General features: G+C 72.1%; 21 protein-coding genes. 11 read left to right on the top strand and 10 right to left on the bottom strand.

The features are described from left to right. The first annotated feature begins 161 nt into the window (after nucleotides 1-161). The gene (locus AB0O93_RS02225; protein ID WP_363340077.1) at nucleotides 162-1,550 is read left to right on the top strand and encodes a DUF222 domain-containing protein; all 1,389 of its coding nucleotides are present in this window, start codon (nucleotides 162-164) and stop codon (nucleotides 1,548-1,550) included. 104 nt (nucleotides 1,551-1,654) lie between these two features. On the opposite strand, the gene AB0O93_RS02220 is transcribed toward AB0O93_RS02225, so the two are convergent. After that, nucleotides 1,655-2,137 carry a hypothetical protein gene (locus AB0O93_RS02220; protein WP_363340075.1) on the bottom strand — a complete coding sequence of 161 codons (483 nt, stop codon included), beginning with the start codon at nucleotides 2,135-2,137 and terminating at the stop codon, nucleotides 1,655-1,657. 126 nt (nucleotides 2,138-2,263) lie between these two features. Between AB0O93_RS02220 and AB0O93_RS02215 the strand changes: the two genes are divergently transcribed. After that, nucleotides 2,264-2,929, top strand: a complete 666-nt coding sequence (locus tag AB0O93_RS02215) for a peptidase M23 (RefSeq protein ID WP_363340073.1) — start codon at nucleotides 2,264-2,266, stop codon at nucleotides 2,927-2,929. A gap of 11 nt (nucleotides 2,930-2,940) precedes the next feature. Here the strand turns inward: AB0O93_RS02215 and AB0O93_RS02210 are convergent, their stop codons facing one another. Beyond that, a complete protein-coding gene (locus AB0O93_RS02210) occupies nucleotides 2,941-3,516 on the bottom strand; it encodes a ribonuclease H (protein ID WP_363340071.1) in 576 nt (191 codons plus the stop codon). Nucleotides 3,517-3,568: 52 nt separating this feature from the next. On the opposite strand from AB0O93_RS02210, the gene AB0O93_RS02205 reads away from it, so the two are divergent. The 3 genes from AB0O93_RS02205 (at nucleotide 3,569) to AB0O93_RS02195 (ending at nucleotide 5,608) form a co-directional block, all read left to right on the top strand. Further along, the gene (locus AB0O93_RS02205) at nucleotides 3,569-3,958 is read left to right on the top strand and encodes a DUF3054 domain-containing protein (protein WP_363340069.1); all 390 of its coding nucleotides are present in this window, start codon (nucleotides 3,569-3,571) and stop codon (nucleotides 3,956-3,958) included. A gap of 29 nt (nucleotides 3,959-3,987) precedes the next feature. After that, the gene (locus AB0O93_RS02200) at nucleotides 3,988-4,935 is read left to right on the top strand and encodes an aldo/keto reductase (RefSeq protein WP_363340067.1); all 948 of its coding nucleotides are present in this window, start codon (nucleotides 3,988-3,990) and stop codon (nucleotides 4,933-4,935) included. Between the two features lie 61 nt (nucleotides 4,936-4,996). Continuing rightward, the gene (locus AB0O93_RS02195) at nucleotides 4,997-5,608 is read left to right on the top strand and encodes an LON peptidase substrate-binding domain-containing protein (RefSeq protein WP_363340064.1); all 612 of its coding nucleotides are present in this window, start codon (nucleotides 4,997-4,999) and stop codon (nucleotides 5,606-5,608) included. A gap of 40 nt (nucleotides 5,609-5,648) precedes the next feature. On the opposite strand, the gene AB0O93_RS02190 is transcribed toward AB0O93_RS02195, so the two are convergent. Then, entirely contained in the window at nucleotides 5,649-6,410 is a 762-nt protein-coding gene (locus AB0O93_RS02190; RefSeq protein ID WP_363340062.1) for a hypothetical protein, read from the bottom strand. A 128-nt stretch (nucleotides 6,411-6,538) separates the two neighbouring features. Here AB0O93_RS02190 and AB0O93_RS02185 point away from each other — a divergent pair, with 128 nt between their 5' ends. Next, complete coding sequence (locus AB0O93_RS02185; protein ID WP_363340060.1) at nucleotides 6,539-6,715, top strand: CsbD family protein; 177 nt, start codon at nucleotides 6,539-6,541, stop codon at nucleotides 6,713-6,715. A 112-nt stretch (nucleotides 6,716-6,827) separates the two neighbouring features. Then, on the top strand, nucleotides 6,828-7,538 hold the full coding sequence (locus tag AB0O93_RS02180) for a helix-turn-helix domain-containing protein (protein WP_363340058.1): 711 nt from the start codon (nucleotides 6,828-6,830) through the stop codon (nucleotides 7,536-7,538). Here AB0O93_RS02180 and fdhD read toward each other — a convergent pair. Both fdhD and moaA read right to left on the bottom strand, forming a co-directional pair. Beyond that, nucleotides 7,496-8,362: a formate dehydrogenase accessory sulfurtransferase FdhD gene (gene fdhD, locus AB0O93_RS02175; protein ID WP_363340056.1), complete on the bottom strand. Its 867-nt coding sequence runs from the start codon at nucleotides 8,360-8,362 to the stop codon at nucleotides 7,496-7,498. The genes AB0O93_RS02180 and fdhD overlap by 43 nt on opposite strands. 14 nt (nucleotides 8,363-8,376) lie before the next feature. Further along, nucleotides 8,377-9,429, bottom strand: a complete 1,053-nt coding sequence (gene moaA / locus AB0O93_RS02170; protein ID WP_363340980.1) for a GTP 3',8-cyclase MoaA — start codon at nucleotides 9,427-9,429, stop codon at nucleotides 8,377-8,379. Between the two features lie 221 nt (nucleotides 9,430-9,650). Between moaA and AB0O93_RS02165 the strand changes: the two genes are divergently transcribed. The 4 genes from AB0O93_RS02165 to cydC are packed head-to-tail and all read left to right on the top strand — an operon-like array spanning nucleotide 9,651 to nucleotide 15,567. Continuing rightward, the gene (locus AB0O93_RS02165; protein WP_363340978.1) at nucleotides 9,651-11,078 is read left to right on the top strand and encodes a cytochrome ubiquinol oxidase subunit I; all 1,428 of its coding nucleotides are present in this window, start codon (nucleotides 9,651-9,653) and stop codon (nucleotides 11,076-11,078) included. Nucleotides 11,079-11,094: 16 nt separating this feature from the next. Further along, the gene (gene cydB / locus AB0O93_RS02160; protein ID WP_363340054.1) at nucleotides 11,095-12,126 is read left to right on the top strand and encodes a cytochrome d ubiquinol oxidase subunit II; all 1,032 of its coding nucleotides are present in this window, start codon (nucleotides 11,095-11,097) and stop codon (nucleotides 12,124-12,126) included. Between the two features lie 28 nt (nucleotides 12,127-12,154). Next, nucleotides 12,155-13,873 (top strand): thiol reductant ABC exporter subunit CydD, encoded by a 1,719-nt coding sequence (gene cydD, locus AB0O93_RS02155; protein ID WP_363340052.1) that lies wholly within the window; start codon nucleotides 12,155-12,157, stop codon nucleotides 13,871-13,873. Next, nucleotides 13,870-15,567 carry a thiol reductant ABC exporter subunit CydC gene (gene cydC / locus AB0O93_RS02150; RefSeq protein WP_363340050.1) on the top strand — a complete coding sequence of 566 codons (1,698 nt, stop codon included), beginning with the start codon at nucleotides 13,870-13,872 and terminating at the stop codon, nucleotides 15,565-15,567. The genes cydD and cydC overlap by 4 nt, the downstream gene beginning before the upstream one ends. Here the strand turns inward: cydC and AB0O93_RS02145 are convergent. Genes AB0O93_RS02145 through AB0O93_RS02125 form a run of 5 tightly spaced genes read right to left on the bottom strand, consistent with a single transcriptional unit; the run spans nucleotide 15,557 to nucleotide 20,019 of the window. After that, nucleotides 15,557-17,119: an SDR family oxidoreductase gene (locus AB0O93_RS02145; protein ID WP_363340048.1), complete on the bottom strand. Its 1,563-nt coding sequence runs from the start codon at nucleotides 17,117-17,119 to the stop codon at nucleotides 15,557-15,559. The genes cydC and AB0O93_RS02145 overlap by 11 nt on opposite strands. A gap of 9 nt (nucleotides 17,120-17,128) precedes the next feature. Beyond that, nucleotides 17,129-18,028 carry an ATP-binding cassette domain-containing protein gene (locus AB0O93_RS02140; RefSeq protein WP_363340046.1) on the bottom strand — a complete coding sequence of 300 codons (900 nt, stop codon included), beginning with the start codon at nucleotides 18,026-18,028 and terminating at the stop codon, nucleotides 17,129-17,131. After that, a complete protein-coding gene (locus tag AB0O93_RS02135; RefSeq protein ID WP_363340976.1) occupies nucleotides 17,995-18,831 on the bottom strand; it encodes an ABC transporter permease in 837 nt (278 codons plus the stop codon). The genes AB0O93_RS02140 and AB0O93_RS02135 overlap by 34 nt, the downstream gene beginning before the upstream one ends. Beyond that, complete coding sequence (modA, locus tag AB0O93_RS02130) at nucleotides 18,822-19,625, bottom strand: molybdate ABC transporter substrate-binding protein (RefSeq protein WP_363340044.1); 804 nt, start codon at nucleotides 19,623-19,625, stop codon at nucleotides 18,822-18,824. The genes AB0O93_RS02135 and modA overlap by 10 nt, the downstream gene beginning before the upstream one ends. Nucleotide 19,626: 1 nt before the next feature. Beyond that, nucleotides 19,627-20,019, bottom strand: coding sequence for a TOBE domain-containing protein (locus tag AB0O93_RS02125; RefSeq protein WP_236967503.1), 393 nt, complete (start codon nucleotides 20,017-20,019; stop codon nucleotides 19,627-19,629). Between the last annotated feature and the right edge of the window lie 48 nt (nucleotides 20,020-20,067).

Raw genomic sequence — 20,067 nt, 5'->3', positions numbered from 1 at the left:
ACCCCCAGGGGTATCTTGATCGTCAACTCGACGGAGGATCCGCACTTCGGCAGTGACGATCAGGGCGCCGACCGACTGTCGGGCACGCAGTCTCGACGGGAGGAGGCAGTCTCGATGAAAACTGCTAGGTGAATGTCGGAGGCTGTCGCTAGTCTTCGAACATGGATACGAGCCGGTTGATCGAGTTCAGCGAAGAAGACCTCGTCGAACTCGACGAGGTCGCGCAGTACGCGGAGACCATGACCCCGGCCCTCGGCGCCATGGAAGTCGGCAACGTCCGGAACCAGGCCCGTGCCGGGGCGATCGCGGAGCGGGTGTCGCGGAGGCAGCCCGCATCGGTGCGGTCGCAGGAAATGGTCTACCGCTCCGTCGCGGCGGAACTGGCCGGGGTGACGTTCACGACGGACCGGTCGATGCAGGCGCAGATCACCCAAGCGATGGAGTGGGTGGAGTGCTACCCGGCGACGTTGGCGGCGTGGGAAGCCGGACGCATTACGCGTGGCCATGCGACCGCGGTGCTGCGGTGCGGAACGGTGCTGCCGCGAAATGCGCGGGCGGAGTTCGACGCGGCCGCGGCGGAACTGTGTGTCGGGCAATCGGTCGGTCGGGTGAAGGATCGTCTCGATCACTTGGCGCAGGAACTGCACCCACGGACCCTCGCCGAGCGCCACGCGAAAGCCCGCGAGGAGCGTCGGGTGAGCGTCACCCCGTTGCGGGATGGGATGTCGGAGCTCGTCGCGACGCTCCCGACACTTCTGGCAGAGGGGATCAGCGACCGACTCAACGAACAAGCGTCCTCGGTCATCGACGCCCGCAACACACCCGGCGACGCCGGAGCGGATGCCGACACAGACGCCAATGAGCCGGATTGCCGGACGCGGGAGCAGATCCGCGCCGATGTCTTCTGCGACATGCTGTTGAGCGCCTCACCTCTGGTCGATCCCACCATCGACGACGATGGCAACGGAACCTTGGGGATGATTCGCGCGAAGGTGCAGGTCGTCGTCCCCGCCCTCACGCTCCTCGGGAAAGACGACGACCCGGCGAACGACACCACCACCGCCGACCTCGTCGGATCCGCCCCCATCGACCCCGCCACCGCTCGCGCCCTCGCCGGCGCCGTCGCAACCTGGGAGCGCCTCGTGGTGCACCCCGTGTCAGGACAGGTTCTCTGCACCGACTCCTACCGGCGGACGGCGTCGATGGCGCGATTCTTGAAGGCCCGCGATCGGCACTGCCGGTTTCCCGGATGCCGACGGCCCGCGATCCGCTGCGAACTCGACCACACCTTCGACTGGGCCCAAGGCGGCCCCACCGACATCCGGAACCTCTGCCACTTGTGTCAGAGACACCACTCGATGAAGCAATTCACCTCCTGGGGCGTCCGGCAACTCGGGGGCGGGACCTTGGAATGGACCTCACCGACCGGCAGGATCTACATCGACCACCCACCGTCACCACTCGTGAGATTCATGCCGTCGGGAGGTGGGGCACCACCACCCCCGGATGCGGGTGGCGGCGCACCGCCGCCCGACCCCGCACCGTTCTGACACCCCTCGCCGCGATCCCGCACACGCGTGACGACGACTCCGCGCTGCGGAGATCCGGTGCTCCGCGCCCGGCATTTCCGGGCGCCTCAGCGAACCTCGGCGAGCTACTCTCCGCCCGGCTCCTCGCCGTCGATGAGCACGACAAGCACGCCACCGCCGCCGGCGGTCCGCTGGCCGGTCACACTGACGGCATCCACACCCTCGGACGGCGTGGCCGGCGCGACACGCGTCTCCTCGCCGTCGCAGTTCACCTCCGCCGCCTCGCCGCCCACCCACGACGACCCCTGGCGCACGGTGTACCCGAAGAAGACCACCGACGCCGGATCGCCGAAACAGGCGACCGTGAAGCCGTCGACGCGACTCGGCTCGGCGAGCTCCAACCTCACGACCGGTTCCTCCTCAGGCCCGGACCCACCCGACGAGATGCGCATCGAGGTCACGCCGAGCGGCGCATCCGCGGCACGCTCCTCCTGGAACGCCGCCGCCCGCGCCTCCGCCTCCACCCAGTCGACCTCGGGAGGCGCGCACGCGGCCAGAACACCCGCGCAGAGGGCAGCCAAGACCACAGGACCGATCACACGACGCATGACCCGAAGCCTACGGGCCGTGAATCCGCCGCAGGCCCTCCACAGATCCGCCGTATCCCCAGCCGAGGCGCACACCCTCCGCCTACGCTGGGCGGGGCGCCGATGCGCGGAGAGGAGGACGACACCGTGGGCCGCACCCCGACCAGCCGCTCGAAGCGTCGTTCACCGAAACGCCGCAACCGCAACCGCAACCGCAACCGCAACCGCAACCGCAGGATCGCCGGCATCCTGGCGCTCATCCTCGTCCCGGTGGCCCTCCTCAGCGGATGCCTCTTCCTCGCCGCCGCGGCGATCGACGCCTTCGCCCCGCGCGACGACGACCGCCGCGTCGCCGGCTACGGCGCCGAACAGCTCACGAACGCCTGCACCATCATCGGCGCGGGACGCGACCTCGGCTTCGGCGAGCGCGACCAGACCATCGCCGTGATGACCGCGATGGGCGAATCGTCCCTGCGGAACCTGCCTTACGGCGACTGGGAGACGAACGGCGTGCGCAACCCCGACGGCACACCGACCACCTCGATCGGCCTCTTCCAGCAGCAGGACGGCTGGGGCACCCGCGACCAGCGCCTCGACCCCTACACGGCCGCCACCCTCTTCTACGCCGCCCTCGCCGAGCACGCGCCCGACCGCGAGCAGCTCACTCCGACCGCCGTCGCCCATCGCGTCCAGGTCAACGACGACCCGAACCACTATGCGCGCTACTGGGACCGTGCGGTCCAGGTCGTCGCCGCCGTCACCGCACCCGTGCCCGAGGGCGAAGACCCCGACATCCCGAGCTGCCCCGCCTGAACCGCGCGCCGTCAGCGACGGACTTTGTCGCCCGCCGACCGCGGCGGCGCCGCACCCACCTCGAGGCGCTCGAGGCCCCGGAGCGAAGTCCAGATGAGCTCTTCACCCTTCGCCGCGTGCGTCGACGCGCGAACCGCGCGCTCATCCGCCCACGAGTTGAGCACGTGCCCGCTGTGGCCGCGCACGTGCTCGAGGGTCACGTCGGGAAGCCCAGCAGCCCGCCGCGCGTCCCGCGCCTCGATGAGACGCTCGAGGATGTCGCGATTGGCGACCGGCTTCTTCGCACTCGTCACCCACCCGCGTCGGCGATGCCCGTCCATCCACGACGCGTACGTGTCGATGGCGTACTTCGAATCGGCCTGCACCACGAGTTCCCGCACGTCCGCGTGATCGGTGATCGCGTAGAGAAGACCCAGCAGCTCCCCGATGTTGTTCGTCCCCTTCGGGATCGAACCGGCCGCCCAGTGCCCGTCCTCCCCGACCCATGCCCAACCCGCCGGGCCCGGGTTGCCCTTGCAGGCACCGTCCGTGGCGACGACGTAGCGATCGGAGGAAGCGGACGACGACGAGGGGGAAGAACTGCTCACCCGACCATTCTCCCCGGCGCGGGCGACGCCGCCGTCCTGCGAGAATGCCACGGTGCCTCCTCGCGTGAACCCCCGCACCCTCGCCGTCGCCGCGCTCGTCGACGTCGTCGCCGTCATCGCCTTCGCCGCCACCGGCCGCGCCAGCCACGGCGAAGCGGTTCTCGCGGGCCTCGCGATCACCGGGTGGCCGTTCCTCGTCGCCCTCGCCGTCGGCTGGCTGGCCGCCTTCGCGTGGCGTCGCCCCCTCGCACCGATCCGCACCGGCATCCCGATCTGGGTCATCACCGTCGCGCTCGGGATGCTGCTCCGCGCCCTGTCCGGGCAGGGCACGGCCCTGGCGTTCGTCATCGTGGCCACCCTCACCCTCGGCCTGCTGCTCGTCGGCTGGCGCACCATCGCCACCCTCGTCCTCCGCCGAGCGCGGACGCGGCATCCGGAATAGACATCCCCCACCGGGCCTTGGACCGAGGCATGACCACACTCGGTACCAGCGACCTGTCCGTGTTCCCCCTCGCCCTCGGCGGCAACGTCTTCGGGTGGACGGCCGACCGCGACGCCTCGTTCGCGATCCTCGACGCCTTCGTCGACGGCGGCGGAGACGTCATCGACACCGCCGACTCGTACAGCGCATGGGTGCCCGGCCACACCGGCGGCGAGAGCGAGCGCCTCATCGGCAAATGGCTCGCGGCGCGCGGGCACCGCAACGTCGTCGTGGCCACCAAGGTGAGTCAGCACCCCGACTTCCGCGGCCTCTCGGCGACCACCGTGCGCGCGGCGGCCGAGGCGTCCCTCCAGCGCCTGGGCACCGAGACGATCGACCTCTATTACGCCCACTTCGACGACGCCGACACGCCGCTCGAGGAGACCGTCCAGGCCTTCGGCGCGCTCGTCACCGACGGCCTCGTCCGCCACGTGGCCGTGTCGAACTACACCCCCGCCCGCATCGCGGAGTGGCTCCGTATCGCCGACGAGCTGGGCGTCGCGCGTCCCGTCGCGATCCAGCCGCACTACAACCTGATGCACCGGAGCGAGGTCGAAGCCGACCTCGTCCCCCTCGCCGAGCGCGAGAACCTCAGCCTCGTGCCGTATTTCGCCCTCGCCAAGGGATTCCTCACCGGCAAGTACCGGACGACGGATGCCGCCGCCCACGACACCCCGCGTGCCGCCGCCGCGGCGGAGTACGCCACCGACGCGGGCCTCGCCGTCATCGACACCCTCGCGCGCATCGGCGACGCCCACGGCGCCTCCATCGCCTCGACGGCCCTCGCCTGGCTGCGGATGCAGCCGACCGTCGCCGCCCCGATCGCGAGCGCATCGCGCCTCGACCAGGTCGCGCCACTCCTCGAAGGCGGACGCCTCGAGCTCTCCGCGGAGGAGCTCGCCGAGCTGGATCGCGTCTCCGCCGCCGCCGGAGCCTGACCCCGCCGGGGATTCTCGAGCACCGACCCCGAGACCTGCGAACGCTGGTTGACTGAGGAACATGGCCGATGTGGCGATGTTTCCTCTGGGGTCGGTGCTCTTCCCGCACACGCCCCTCGTGCTGCGCGTCTTCGAGCCGCGCTACCTGACGATGGTCGGACGGCTCCTCGACGAGGAGGACCCCCAGTTCGGGGTCGTCCTGATCGAGCGCGGACACGAAGCCGGAGGCGGCGACCAGCGCAGCGGTGTCGGCACGATGGCGCGCCTGATGCAGGTGCAGGCCGGCGCCGAGGACATCCAGATCGTCGCCGTCGGCGGCGACCGCGTGCTGGTCGAGGAGTGGCTCGAGGACGACCCGCACCCGGCCGCGCGGGTCAGCGTCCTCCCCCGCCTCACCTGGGACGACGCGTTGACGCCCCTGCTGACCGAAGCCGACCGGATCGTGCGCCGTGTCCTCGGTCGGGCCGCGCAGGTCGGTCCGACGGCGTGGGATGCCGACACCGAGATCTCCGACGATCCGGTCGAGGCCGCGTGGCAGCTGGCCGCGATCGCACCGCTCGGCGAGTTCGACCGCTTCACCCTCCTTCAGTCGGCCTCGATGGGGGCTCTCCTGCGCGAGCTCATCGACCTGTCGCTCGACATGGAGCCGCTGCTTCAGCCGTTCGCCGACTGATCCCGCGGAGGCGCCGTCGGATCACCCGGGCGCGCTGCCGTCAGAGGAACATCCACTCGTCGCCGGATGACCCGCGAGGCGGCTCGGCGAGGATCGGGGCGGGGTTCCAGCGGGCGCGGAGACGCCGGATCGGCCACGCCGTCACCACAGCGAGCGCACCCCGGCGGCCCGCGCGCAGGCGGACGAGGCTCGCCACCGACGGCCCGGTGGGGACGACCTTGGGGAGGTGCGCCGCTCCCACCACCCACTCCGGCAGTCCGAGCACGCGGAGCACGTCCCGCAGCCGCTCGGACTCGAAGGTGCTGTCCGGATCGAGCTCGTCATCGAGGATCTCCTCGAGGCGCTCCGCAGCGTCCTCACGACCGAACAGCTCCGCGATCGCGGGCGCCTGGTCGGCACCCACCGGCTCGGAGATCACCTCGCGGTCGGCATCCGGTTCGCGGGAGGGGTCGCTGTCGTAACGGGCGACCTCGTCCGCGCCGGAGAAGGCGACGAGGCCGAGCTGACGATCGCGCCGGACCCGCGCGGCCAGCGCCCGCGCGCCGGTCGCGGCGGCGAGATCGCGGCCCGCCTCGACGATCCCGCGGTGCCCCGCCGCGACGACGCCGTCGCCGGGGTCCCCCACGATGACGGTCACCCCGTCCTCCGCCGGAGCGATCCAGCCGCTGAAACGCATCGCCGCGAGCGCCTCCTCGACCTGCGCCGCGGGCGCGGCATCCGTCAGCAGCAGGACGGCGCCGTACGAGAAGCCGTCCGGGCCGCCGATCTCGGATTCGGCGCCCGCGGGAGGGGGCATGTACATGCGTCGATCCTCCCGCACCGGCGCCCGCGTAGACACCCCCGGTACGACTGTCAAGCCCCGATGCCCGCGACGACCCCGTCCGTAACCTGGTCAGCACCACCATCGGCGAACGACGGAAGGAGACCCTCATGGGACTCGGAGACGACATCAAGCACAACGCTGAGAGCGCCATGGGCTCGGCCAAGGAAGGCATCGGCAAGGCCACCGACAACGACGAGATGGTTGCCGAGGGCAAAGCCGACAAGGCCAAGGCCGACGCCAAGAAGGTCGGTCAGGACGTCAAGGACGCCGTGACCGGCGAGTAATTCTTCGTCGGGAGGCCCGGGGTGCGCATCGCGTCCCGGGCCTCTCGCGTGTCCGGACGCGACGGGACCTTCGACCTCCGCCCGCGCATCCCCCCTCGCGTTCACTGAGAGCATGACGTTCGCCCCCGGCGCCCTCTCCACGTTCTCCGCGGTCTCCAGCGACAGTCGCGTGGAGATCCTCCGGCTCCTGCAGGAGCATCCCGATCGGCCGATCGCCGACCTCGTCGCCGCCACCGGGAAGCACCCCAACACCGTGCGCGAGCACCTGCAGCGGCTGGTCGCCGCCGGCTACGTCGTCGAGCGCACCGAGCACCGGACCCGGCGGGGGCGTCCGCGCGTGCTGTACTCCGCCGCCGCGGATGTCCCCGCGGTGCACCCCGTCACCCGGCGCCGTGCCGACGAGGCCGCCCGGCGCGGTGACCTCCTCCGTCGGCTGTACGCCGTTCCCGCGCCGTCGGGTCTCGGCATCGACGCCGTGCACCAGCTCGACGCGATCGTCGAGGATCTCGCGGATGCCGGCTTCGACCCCGTCGTCGACGAGCGCGACCTGACGCTCGATCTCGGCCCCTGCCCGCGTCGGCTTCCCATCGACTCCGCGGAGGACCGCGCCGAGAACGCCGCCGCCTGCCGCGTGCATCTGGGACTCCTGCGGAACCTCCTCGCCCAGGCGGGCGGTCCCCTCACCGTCGCCGACGACGGGATCACCCAGGAGCACGGCTGCGGTGACCGGTGCGTCATCCGGCTCCGCACCGACGACGCAGCGTCCGCGATATCGGCGCCTCAGGCCTCGCCGGGAACCCGCACCCTCTGCGCACCGGTGTAGACGTTCAACGAGGATCCGCGGACGAAGCCCGCGAGCGTGAGTCCGCGCGCCTCGGCGAGCTCGACGGCGAGCGAGGAGGGAGCCGACACCGCCGAGAGGACGGGGATTCCCGCCATCGCCGCCTTCTGGACGAGCTCGAAGCTCGCGCGACCCGAGACCTGCAGCACGGTTCCGGACAGCGGCAGGCGATCGGCCAGCACCGCCCAGCCGACGACCTTGTCGACGGCGTTGTGGCGACCGACGTCCTCCCGCGCGACGAGCAGCTCGCCGCTCCCGCCGTCGAAGAGGGCTGCGGCATGGAGCCCCCCGGTCTTGGTGAAGACCGCCTGCTCCTCGCGCAGCCGGTCGGGGAGGGAGAGGAGGAACGCGGCGTCCACCTCGAGCGGATCGCCCGCGACGTCGTGGGCCGACACGGTCTCGACCGCGTCGATGGAGGCCTTGCCGCACACGCCGCACGAGCTCGTCGTGTAGAACCGGCGCGCGGCGTCGGCGGGGAGCGCCACGCCCTCCGCGAGTGCCACGTCGAGCACGTTGTACGTGTTCTCGGACACACCGGCCGCACCCGCGCCCGTGCCCGGGCCGCCGCAGTGGATCGCCGAGCGGAACTGCCCGCCGTGGGCGATGACCGCCTCCGAGACGAGGAATCCCGCCGCCAGCTCCACGTCGTGTCCGGGCGTGCGCATCGTCACCGCGAGCGGCTCGCCACCCACGCGGATCTCCAGCGGCTCCTCCACCGCGAGGGTGTCGGGGCGGCGGCGCGTCCGGGCGGCATCCGCCTCCAGAGTCACCGTCAGCACGGGTCGCCGCGCCGTGAGCCGTCCCATGTCCTCGGTCCCTCTCAGCCGCCGATGGCGTTCATGCCGCGCGCCGGCTGCAGGAACGACGGGTCGTCGATGGCGTGCCCGGGGAGCTTCCCGGCGACGCAGGCGCGGAGCACTCCGCCGACGGTGGCGGCGTCGTCCTCACTCCCGGCGCGCAGCACCGGGAGCAGGTCGTACTCGGAAGTGGAGAACAGGCAGTTGCGCAGCTGACCGTCCGCGGTCAGGCGAAGGCGGTCGCAGTCGCCGCAGAAGGGTGCGGTCACCGACGCGATGATCCCCACGGTGTCGGCGGTGCCGTCGATCGACCACCGTTCGGCGGGCGCCCCGCCGCGCCCGGGAATCGGGTCGAGCCTCCACTGCGCCGACAGCGCGGCGAGGATCTCCTCGCGCGTCACCATCTGCGCGCGATCCCACGTGTGCCCGGCATCCAGCGGCATCTGTTCGATGAAGCGCATCTGCGCGCCCTGCTCACGGGCGAAGGCGACCAGCTCGACCAGCTCGTCGTCGTTGACGCCGCGCATCGCGACGGCGTTGAGCTTGAGAGGGCGAAGGGGGGATGCCGCGGCAGCCGCGATGCCGCGGAGGACGTCGGGCAGCCGGTCGCGGCGCGTCAGGGCGTGGAAGCGATCGCGGCGGATCGTGTCGATGGAGATGTTCAGGCGCGACAGACCCGCGGCGATGAGATCCGGAAGGACCTCGTCGAGGCGGATGCCGTTCGTCGTCATCGCGAGCTCCACGCCGCTCCCGTCCGGGCGGCGGATCGCGGCCAGGCGCCGCACGACCTCCACGATGTCGGGGCGGAGGAGCGGTTCGCCGCCGGTGAGACGGAAGGTCGACACCCCCGCGTCAGCGGCCACGCGGGCGACGCGCTCGATCTCGTCGAGGGTCAGGATGCTCGTCTTGGCCAGCCACTCGTTGCCCTGCTCGGGCATGCAGTACGTGCAGCGCAGCGAGCAGCGATCGGTGAGGGAGATCCGGAGGTCGCGGTGCACGCGGCCGAACCGGTCCACGAGCGGCGCGCGCGGATCGCTCTCGTGATCCGCCGCGCCGGATGCCGCGAGCCGCGGCATCCCGATCATCACCGGCGTGGCCATTGTCCGAGCCTAGACGCCGCGTGGGCGAGAGGGCGGGCGGCGACGGATATTCACGGCTCCCACGCCGGCGCCGCGCGGTCGGAGCGGAGCATCCTGATCTTGACGGAGGGGGAAGATCTCCCTCCCCGTATGGTCAGACCACATGGTACTCTGTGGTCAGACCACTCAAGCCGACCCAGACGATCGGAGAGCGCATCGTGGAATTCCTGGACCCCCTGCTGCTGGCACGCTGGCAGTTCGGTCTCACGACGCTGTACCACTACCTCTTCGTCCCGCTGACGCTCGGTATGGCCCTGGTCGTGGCGATCTTCCAGACCGTCTGGCACCGCACCGGTCAGGTGAAGTACCTGCACCTGACGCGGCTGTTCGGGAAGATCTTCCTCATCAACTTCGCCATGGGCGTCGTGACCGGCATCGTGCAGGAGTTCCAGTTCGGGATGAACTGGTCGGCGTACTCCCGCTTCGTCGGCGACGTCTTCGGCGCGCCCCTTGCCTTCGAGGGCCTCATGGCCTTCTTCTTCGAGGCCACCTTCATCGGGCTGTGGATCTTCGGCTGGAACCGGCTCCCCCGCGCCCTCCACCTCTTCTCGGCGTGGATGGTCGTGTTCGGCTCGACCCTGTCGGCGTACTTCATCCTCGCCGCGAACGCGTTCATGCAGAACCCGGTCGGCTACCAGATGGCCGCCGACGGCAGCCGGGCCGAGCTGATCGACTTCTTCGCCGTCCTCACCAACCCGGTCGTCCTCGCCGCCTTCCCGCACACGATCTTCGCCGCGTGGATGTTCGCCGCGACGGTCGTCGTCGCCGTCTCGGCGTGGCACCTCTCGCGCAACCAGCACATCGACACGATGCGCACCTCGCTCCGCTTCGGCCTCTGGGCCGTCGTCATCTCCTTCGTCGGCGTCGCGATCTCCGGCGACCAGCTCAGCTTGGTCATGGTGGCGACCCAGCCGATGAAGATGGCGGCCGCGGAAGCCATGTGGGACACCGCGTGCGGAGCGGATGCCTCGTTCTCGCTGTTGTCGCTCGGCACGCCCGACGGCTCCGAGGAGATCTGGTCGCTGCGCGTGCCGTACCTGCTGTCACTGCTGTCCACGCACAGCCTCGACGGCTGCGTCGAAGGCCTCAACGACCTCCAGGCCCAGTACACCGAGCAGTTCGGCGCCGGCGTGGACTACATGCCCATCGTCTGGGTCACCTACTGGTCGTTCCGCTGGATGATCGCCCTCGGCGGCGCCGCGGCGCTCATCGCGATCGCGGGCCTGTGGGTCACGCGCAAGAAGGCCACCCGCCCGGTCGCGGGCTGGATGTGGAAGATCGCGATCTGGTCGGCTCCCCTCCCGCTCCTCGGCAGCCTCGTCGGCTGGGTCTTCACCGAGATGGGCCGGCAGCCCTGGATCGTCTTCGGCCTCATGCTCACCGAGGACGGCGTCTCGCCCAGCGTCCCGGGATGGACGGTGCTGATCTCGCTGCTGTCGTTCACCGCGATCTACGCGATCCTCGCCGTGGTGGAGTTCGGCCTCATCGTCAAGGCCGCCCAGAAGGGTCCGGATCCGCTGCCGGGCCCCGACGACCCCGACCCGCGCGACCGCGCGGTCGAAGACACCCCGACCACGGTCTACTGAGCACCCGGAGCACATCATGGATCTCGCCTACCTCTGGTTCTGGATCGTCGGCATCTTCTTCATCGGCTACTTCGTCCTGGACGGCTTCGACTTCGGTGTCGGGATGTCGCTCCCCTTCCTCGGGAAGAACGACGTCTCGCGCCGCCAGATCATCAACACCATCGGCCCGGTGTGGGACCTCAACGAGACGTGGGTGATCGTCGCGGGCGCCGTCCTGTTCGCGGCCTTCCCGAACTGGTACGCCACGCTGTTCAGCGGCTTCTATCTGCCGCTCCTGCTGATCCTCCTGGCCCTCATCGTCCGCGGCGTCTCGTTCGAGTACCGCCACCAGCGCGACTCGCTGCAGTGGAAGCGCCGCTTCGACACGATGATCGTGGTGGGTTCGGCCGTGCCGTCGCTGCTGTGGGGCGTCGCCTTCGCGAACATCGTCCAGGGCGTCCCGATCGACGCCGACATGGAGTTCACCGGGACCCTCCTCACCCTCCTGAACCCCTACGGACTGCTCGGGGGACTCACCACGCTCCTGCTGTTCTTCACGCACGGGCTGTACTTCATCGCGCTGAAGACCGACGACCCGGTCCGGAGTGACGCGCGCCGCCTCGCCGGGCGCGCCGGGATGCTGACGATCGTCGTCGCGGCCGCGTTCCTCGTCTGGACGATCTTCATCGCCGCCGGACGCGAGGCGCCGCTTCTGGTCTTCGTCATCGCCGCGGCCGCGGTCGCCGCGGTGACCCTGATCATGTCGGTGTTCTTCAACGCCCGCGACCGCGAGGGCTGGGCGTTCGGTTTCGGTGCCGCGACCATCGTCACCGCGGTGCTGAGCCTCTTCTTCGCCCTGTTCCCCTACGTCATGCCCTCCTCGACCGACCCGGCATACAGCCTGACCATCGACAACGCCTCGAGCACCGACTACACCCTGACGATCATGTCGTGGGCGGCGCTGATCTTCCTGCCGATGATCGTGCTCTACCAGGGCTGGACCTACTGGGTGTTCCGCAAGCGCGTCACGCGCGCGACGATCGAGCGCGCCGCCGCGGAGGTGCACTGAGCGTCGGGCGGCTAGTGTCGACAGCGGTATGAACGAATCGGATGCCGACGGCCCCACCCGCGCGGGAGGGCCGCCCGTGGATCCGCGGCTCCTGCGCTACGCGACCGCCTCGCGGGGCTTCTTCATCGCCCTCGGCGTGCTGTCGCTCGGCCAGACCGCGGTCATCGTGGCGTTCGCCTGGCTCCTCTCACGCGCGGTCGTCGGCGTCATCGACGGCGTGCCCGTCGCCGACCTCACGCAGACCCTCGCGCTCCTCGCCGCGGTGATCGCCGTCCGCGCGACACTGCTCGCCGTCCGCGAGCGGGTCGCCGCCCACGCCGCCGCACGCGTGCAGTCCCAGCTGCGCGAGGGCCTCCTCGCCGCGGTGGGCCGGCTCGGTCCGGGGTGGCTCGCGAGCCGCAACTCGGCGGCGCTCGCGGTGACCGCCGGGCGCGGCCTGGACGCGCTCGAGGCGTACTTCGGGCGCTACCTGCCCCAGCTCGTGCAGACCGCCGTCGCGACGCCCCTCATCATCGCGGTGATGTGGTGGCAGGACTGGATCTCGGGCCTCACCGTCATCCTCACCCTGCCCCTGATCCCGCTGTTCATGGTGCTGATCGGACTCGCGACGCGCAGCGTCCAGCGGAAGCAGTGGGCGACCCTCGGCCGTCTCGCCGCCCGCTTCTCCGACACGGTGCAGGGGCTGTCGACGCTGAAGGTGTTCGGCCGTCAGCACCGCGCGGCATCCTCCATTGAGCGGGTCACCGAGGACTACCGGCGCGAGACGATGCGGGTGCTGCGCGTGTCGTTCCTCTCGGGCTTCGCCCTCGAGTTCCTCGCGTCCCTCTCGGTCGCCGTCATCGCCGTCACGATCGGCTTCCGCCTCATCGACGGATCACTCCTGCTGTCGGTCGGACTCTTCGTTCTCCTCCTCGCCCCCGAGGCCTACCTCCCGGTGCGCCAGGTCGGCGTGCAGTTCCACGCCGCCGCCGAGGGCGTCGCCGCGACCGACGACGTCTTCGCCGTGCTCGACGCCGCCCGCGCACTCCCGGTCGACGGGACGGAGAGCCCCACGACGGGCGACCCGACGGAGACCGCGTCCGTGGGCGACCTGGTGCTCGACGGCGTCGCCGTCCACTACGGCGAGCGCGCGCTCCGCCCCGTGAGCCTCCGCGCCGCTCCCGGCACCGTGACGGTGCTGGCGGGACCCAGCGGCGTCGGCAAGTCCAGCGTCTTCGCGGCCCTGCGCGGCGCGGTCGCCTTCGACGGAGCCGCCCGCCTCGGCGACACCGACCTCCGCGCGCTTCCCCCCGCCCGGTGGCTCGCGTGGGCCGGTCAGCAGCCCGGACTGATCGGCGGCACCGTCGCCGAGAACGTCGCCCTCGGCGACGACGACCCCGACACCGCCGCCGTCGCGCGGGCCCTCGCGCTCGCGTGCGCCGACGACATCACCCCGGAACGGATGCTGGGCGTCCAGGGCGCGGGTCTCTCCGGCGGCCAGGCGCAGCGGGTCGCCGTCGCCCGTGCGGTCTACCGGCTCCTCCGCGGGCGCGCGCGCGTCCTCGCGCTCGACGAGCCGAGCGCGGCCCTCGACGCCGAGACGGAGGCGCGCCTCTGGGCCGCTGTCCGCGCGCTCGCCGACGCGGGCGCCTGCGTCCTCCTCATCTCCCACCGCACCACCGCGCACGCGATCGCCGACCAGGTCGTCCGGCTGCAGGCCCGAGCGGCCGAGGCTGCCCCCGCCACCGCGGGAGGGGTGACCGCATGACCGCGCGCTCCCGCGTCGCCGCGTCGACGGCCACCCCCGCCGGCGTCCTCCGCGGTGCCGTCCCGCCCTCGCCACGCCTGGTGCCCGCGCTCGCCTCCGGGTTCGCCTCCGAGGCCTCCGCGGTGGCGCTCCTCGCCGTCAGCGCGTGGCTGATCGTCCGGGCCAGCGAACAGCCTCCCGTGCTCTTCCTCACCGCCGCCGTCGTCGGCGTGCGCTTCTTCGCGATCTCGCGGGCGGTCTTCCGCTACCTCGAGCGCCTCACCGGCCACGACGCCGCGCTCCGGCAGCTCGCGGCGACCCGTTCCGCGCTCATCCGGCGCCTCGTGCCGCTCGCCCCCGACGGGCTCACCCGCTCGCGCCGCGGGTCGATGCTCGGCGCGCTCGTCGACGACGTCGACGAGCTCCAGAACCTTCCCCTGCGCGTCATCCAGCCGCTCGCAGCCTCCGCCACCGTGGCCCTCGGCGCGGTGATCCTCGTGAGCATCGTGTGGTGGCCGGCGGGCCTCACCCTGCTGGCGTGTCTCCTCGCCGCGGGGGTCGCCGCCACCGCGTGGGGGTGGGCCTCCGGCGCCCGCGCCGAGCGCGCGATAGCCCCGCTGCGCGCGGAACTGTCGGATGCCGTCCTCGACCAGCTCGGCAGCCTCGACGTCCTGTCGGCCTACGGCGCGGAAGAGGCCGGGCGCGCCCGCATCGCCCGCGCCGATCGGGCGCTCCGGCGCGCGGTCCTCCGCCGCGCGAGCGCGCAGGCCGGAACCGCGGCGGTGGTGTCGCTCCTCGCCGGCGCGGCGAGTCTCGCCGCGGTGCTCGTGACGGCGGGCCCCGTCGCCGTCGGCACCGTCTCGGCGCCCGCCCTGGCCGTGGTGATCCTCGTCCCGATGGCCGTGTTCGAGGTGTTCGCCGCCGTCCCGCTCGCCGCCGCCGCGTGGCGTCAGGTGCGCGCGAGCGCCACGCGTGTGGCCGACGCGGTCCCCACCGACGTGCCCGCGGGTCTCGTCGCCCATGACCCCGAGCCCACCGGCCTCGGCCCCGCGCTCGGCGACGGCATCCGCCTCCGCGGAGTCTCCGCCCGCTGGCCCGGAACCGACGCTCCCGCCCTCCGCGACGTCGACCTCGACATCGCCCCGGGAGAGCGGCTGCTCGTCGTCGGCTCGAGCGGCGCGGGGAAGTCGACGCTCGCCCACGTGCTCGTCCGCTTCCTCGACGTCACCGGCGACTACACGATCGGGGACGTCGCGGTCGGGGAGCTCTCCACGGACGACGTCCGGCGCACCATCGGTCTCTGCGAACAGAGCCCGATGCTGTTCGACGAGGACATCCGCCAGAACCTGCTCTTCGCGCGCGACACCGCCACGGATGCCGATCTCGTCGCGGTCCTCGATCGCGTGGGCCTCGGCGACTGGCTGCGCGAGCGCGGAGGCCTGGACGCGCGCGTCGGCGAGCGCGGTGCCCTCGTCTCGGGCGGGCAGGCGCAGCGGCTCGCGCTCGCGCGGGCGCTGCTACGCGGGTTCCCCGTCCTGGTCCTGGACGAACCGACCGCCGGGGTGGATCCCGCCGCGTCCGACGCCCTGCTGCGCGACTTGCTCGAAGCCGCCGGTGACGATCAGGCGGTCGTCCTCATCTCGCACGTGACCGTGCCGGAGGGTCTCATCGACCGCACCGTGCACGTGCGGGCGGGCACGATCGTCAGCGCGTGACGGTCACCGGCTGCGCGAACGCCTCGACATCCATCTCGGCGGTCGCGGCGATGCGACTGGCCATCCCCGAGAAGATGAAGCCGTGGAAGGGCAACACCGCCAGCCAGTAGAGGCGACCGGCAAGCCCCAGCGGGAAGAACACCGCACGCTGCTCGTAGCGCGAGCCGTTCTCCTCCGCCACGGCGCGGAGCTCGAGCCACGCGAGCCCCGGCACCTTCATCTCGGCCCGGAGTCGCAGGAACGAGCCGGGCTCGAGGGCCTCCACCCGCCAGAAATCCAGCGCGTCGCCGACCTGGAGACGCTCGCGGCTGCGGCGGCCGCGGGCGAGACCGATGCCGCCGACGAGACGGTCCATCCAGCCGCGGATCGCCCACAGGATGGGTGAGGAGTACCACCCGTTGGCGCCGCCGATCCCCTCGATGACGCGCCAGAGGGCCTCCTGCGGCGCCGAGGTGTGCGCCGATCGGGCGTCGACGAAGACGGTGCGCCCGGCCCAGTCGGGGTCGCTCGGCAGCGGATCGCTCGGGACGCCGAGCACCTCGGCATCCAGCCAGCTCGTCTCCACGCGGTCCTCCTGCTCGCGGCCGAGCGCGAGCTGCACCGCGTGCCGGTAGCTGGTGAGCCCGTCCTCGGGCGGCGGGATCAGGTCGTCGATGTCGTGGTCTTTCATCACGCACTCGTTCTGCAGCGACTCCACGAGCGGACGCGCGATCGAGCGGGGAATGGGCGTGACGAGATTCACCCAGTGCGAGGCGAGCCGCGGCGTGAGGACGGGGAGCGCCGCGATCGCCCGCTGCGGCAGACCCGCCACGACGGCGTAGCCGTTCATCATCTGCCCGTAGCGGAGGACGTCGGGTCCGCCGATGTCGACGGCGCGGTTCACGTCCGGGGCGATCTTCGCCGCTCCCAGCAGATAGTGCAGGACGTCGCGGACCGCGATGGGCTGGATGTGGTTGCGCACCCAGCGCGGGGCCGGCATGTAGGGCAGCACCTCGGTGAGATGGCGGACCATCTCGAAGGACGCCGACCCCGAGCCGATGACGACGCCCGCCTGCAGGACGAGGGTCGGCACGCCCGAGGCGAGGAAGACCTCCCCGACCTCCACGCGCGAGCGCAGGTGCGCCGACAGGGGCGCGTCCTCGGGGTGGAGGCCGCCGAGGTAGACGATGCGCGACACCCCGGCGGCCGCGGCCGCATCGGCGACGGTGCGCGCGGCACGGCGGTCGGCGTCTTCGAACGCCGCACCGGCGGACATCGAGTGCACGAGGTAGTAGAGGACGTCGACGTCCTCGGTCGCCTCGGCCACCGCCGCGGGATCCGTGGCGTCGCCCTGCACGGACTCGACGTCGGCTCCCCACGTGAACGCGCCGAGGCGCGACGTGTCGCGCGCGAGGACCCGCACGCGGTAGCCCGCGGCGAGAAGGCGCGGGACGAGTCGGCCGCCGATGTAGCCGGTGGCACCGAGCACGAGGACCCGCGGGGGCGTGCCGTCCTCGGCGGGGACGGCCCGCAGGGCCGTTTCTCGTCCGGTCGGCGTGGAGAGATCGTCCATGACGGAAGGCTACGCGCGCGGTCGGTCCTGCGGACCCGTTTGACCCGAATCCGCGTCACGCTCGCGCCCCTGCGCCTCGCGGTCGAACCCCTGCGCCTCGCGGTCGAACCCCGGCGCCTCGCGGTCGAAGCCCTGCGCCTCGCCGTCGAATCGGCGGGCGGCGGCGACCGCGGCAGGGAAGCGGGAGCGCGGGGCGGCGAGCACCTCGGCGACGGTGCCCTCCTGCACGAGGGCGCCGTCCTCGACGATCACGAGGCGCTCGGCGATCCCGACGGCATCCGCCGCGTCGTGCGAGACAACGACGGCGGTCACCCCGGTCGTGGCGAGCTGTGCCCGCAGAAGCGCACGGATCTCGGCGGCGGTCGCGACGTCGAGGGAGGTGAGCGGCTCGTCGAGGAGCAGCAGGCGCGGTTCGACGGCGAGCGCCCGCGCGAGCGCAACCCGCTGCTGCTGTCCACCCGACAGGGCGTCGGGCGCGAGATCGCCCGTGCCGGCGAGCCCCACGCGCTCGAGCCAGGTGTCGGCGTCTGCGCGGGCCGCGCGCGCGGCCACACCGCGTGCCCGCGGACCGAAGGCGATGTTCTCCCGCACGCTCAGGTGCGGGAAGAGGCGGGGATCCTGCCCGAGAAGGGAGATCCCGCGCTCCGCGGGGTCGCGGTGCACCCCCGACGGCCCGCCCGCGAGGAGGTCGCCGCCGAGCCGGATCGCTCCGGCGTCGAGTCGGACGAGCCCCGCGAGGGCCTGGAGGAGCGTCGACTTGCCGGCCCCGCTCGGACCCATGACGGCCAGGGTGCCACCCGCGCGCACGGCGAGTTCCACGTCCACGGTGAATCGGCTCCGCGCGACGACGACGCGCGCGTCCAGCGCCGCCGCCGTCATCGCGGAGCCCCCGGTCCGGTCGGACGCCACGCGCGCACGAGGAGGAGCACCCCGACCGCGGTGAACAGCAGCAGGAGCGAGAGGGCGATCGCCGTGCCCTGTGTGACTCCGGCGCCGTTGAACGCGGTGTAGATCGCCAGCGGCATGGTCTGGGTGACGCCCGGCGCGTTCCCGGCGAACAGGGCCGTGGCCCCGAACTCGCCGATCGCGCGCGCGAAACAGAGGACGACGCCCGCCACGATCCCGGGCGCGGCGAGCGGGATCGTGATGCGCCGGAGGATCGTCCACCGTCCGGCGCCGAGTCCGGCCGCTGCCTGCTCGTAGCCGACACCGGTCGCGCGGAGGGACCCCTCGACGGCGAGGACGAGGAAGGGCAACGCGACGAAGGTCTGCGCGATCACGACCGCGGGGGTGGAGAACGGCAGACGGATGCCGAGGTCGGCGAGAACGCCGCCGAGCCACCCCGTTCGGCCGAACAGATACAGGAGCGCGACGCCGCCCACCATCGGGGGCAGGACGAGCGGCACCGTGACGAGCGCGCGGAGGAGTCCCGCGGTACGTGCGGAGCTCCGCGCGATCACGATCGCGAGCGGGATGCCGAGGATCGCGCACACGCCGGTGGCGATGATGCCGGTCGACAGCGACAGCCCCAGGGCCGACAGCGCCTGCGGGGAGGTGACGTCGGCGACGAGCGACGACCACGGCACCCGGGCGACGAGCGCGACGAGCGGGACGAGGAGGAGCGCGAGCGCCGCAACAGCCGGGAGGACGAGGATGCGCGGGACGAAGCCCGCGGGCTGTCGGGATCCGGGCCGACGCGCGCTCACGGTGATCCGAAGCCGAGGTCCGCCAGAACGGCCTGGCCGCGATCGCCGAGGACGAAGGCCACGAACGCCGCGGCGACCTCGGGATCGACGGCGTCCTCGAGCGCGGCGATCGGGTAGCGGTTGACGACGTCCGCGGCGCCTTCCGGGATGATCACCTCGACGTCGTCGCGTCCGGCGACGTCGGTGGCGTAGACGAGTCCGGCGTCGGCCTCACCCGCCGCGACTTTGGTCAGCACCGCGGTGACGTTCTGCTCGGAGCTGGCCGGGGTGACGCGAACGCCCTGATCGGCGAGCAGGGTCTGCGACGCCGCACCGCACGGCACCTCCGGCGCGCACAGCACGACGCGCGCTGAGGGATCGGAGAGCTCGGCGAGACCCGCGATCTGTGCGGGGTTCCCCGCCGGCACCGCGACGACGAGGGTGTTGGTGGCGAACAGCGCCGGTTCCGCGGCGAGGCCCGCCTCGACGACGGTCGCCATGGTGTTCTCGTCGGCCGAGGCGAAGACGTCGGCGGGTGCGCCCTCGACGATCTGGGTGGCGAGCGTGCTCGAGCCGTCGTAGGAGATCGGGCGGACGTCCACACCCGGGTAGGCCTGCTCGAACTGCGCGGCGATCTCGTCGAAGGCGACCGAGAGGGACGCCGCGGCGAAGATCGTGACCTCTCCGGTCAGCGCGTCGGCGTCGCCGATCGAGGTCTCCCCCGCCTGCGGATCCTCCGTCGGTGACGAGGCGCACCCGCCGAGCAGGAGCACGCACGCGGCGAGCGCGGAGAGGAGGGGAAGCGAGCGGGAACGAGGCACGTCAGTCCTTCGGGGTCTCGACGATGACGGTGGTGGCCTTGACGACGGCGACGGCGAGCGACCCGACCTCGAGGCCGAGGGCGTCCACCGCCTCGGCGGACATCAGCGACACCACGCGGTGCGGGCCGGATTGGATGTCGACCTGCGCCATCACCGTGTCCCGCACGATACGGGTGACGAGTCCCGTGAAGCGATTGCGCGCGCTGGAGAGGACGTCGGTGGGGTCGTCCGGCCGCGCCGCGAGGGCGACCGCGCGTTCGGCGAGGGCCGCCCCGGGGATCTCCGCGGGGCTCGCACCGGTGGTCGGGAGCGTGCCGGCATCCACCCAGCGGCGCACGGTGTCATCGCTCACGCCCAGGAGACGCGCGGCGTCCGCGATCTTGTAGGCGGTCATCGCGTCACGATATCACCGCACACGCGGGTCGAGGGAGCCTTCTTCTCC

The sequence above is a fragment of the Microbacterium sp. NPDC077184 genome (assembly GCF_040687055.1).
Classification (GTDB): domain Bacteria; phylum Actinomycetota; class Actinomycetes; order Actinomycetales; family Microbacteriaceae; genus Microbacterium.
Note: the sequence above shows the minus strand (reverse complement) of the source record. Positions and strands in the feature narration are given on the sequence as shown.